At 61.5% G+C, this 556-nt stretch carries 1 pseudogene; it reads right to left on the bottom strand.

Annotation, left to right across the window (positions count from 1 at the left end):
- Positions 1-514 (bottom strand): annotated as a pseudogene (locus tag GIW04_RS31195) (cobaltochelatase subunit CobN); the annotation flags it as partial.
- Positions 515-556 lie beyond the last annotated feature (42 nt).

The raw sequence follows: 556 nt of genomic DNA, 5'->3' as shown, positions 1-556 counted from the left end.
CATATTGATGATCGTCAATCAGCGCGGTGGTGGCGTCGAAGGCGAACAGGTTGTCCACGGTCGCGGCCATTTCAAACGCGCCTTTATAGCCATGGCGCTTCACGCCTTCGATCCACTTGGGGTTAGCCGCACGGGAACGGATCACCCGGTTGAGCTCTTCCTTCAAGGTGCGGATTTTCGGCACGTCCGGCTGGCTGTGGTCACCATGGTAGCTGGCGGCCTTTTCGCCGCTCAGGGTTTCCACGGCGGCCAGCATGCCGCCCTGGAATTGGTAGTAGTCGTTGGAGTCGAGCAAGTCGTGCTCGCGATTGTCCTGGTTCTGCAACACCGCCTGCACCTGGCTCAACCGCTGGGCAAATTGCTCGCGGGCCGCAGTGCCTTCGTCAGCGCCACCGTAGGCATAACCACCCCAGTTCAGGTAGACCTCGGCCAAGTCCTCGCGGCTCTGCCACAAGCGCCCGTCAATCGCGCCCTGCACGCCCGCGCCATAGGCACCCGGTTTGGCGCCGAAAATGCTGTCTCTTTATACACATCTCCGAGCCCACGAGACTGTCGC

This window comes from Pseudomonas sp. PA-4-8C, from assembly GCF_021606625.1.
GTDB classification, from domain to species: Bacteria; Pseudomonadota; Gammaproteobacteria; order Pseudomonadales; family Pseudomonadaceae; genus Aquipseudomonas; species Aquipseudomonas lactis.
Note: the sequence above shows the minus strand (reverse complement) of the source record. Positions and strands in the feature narration are given on the sequence as shown.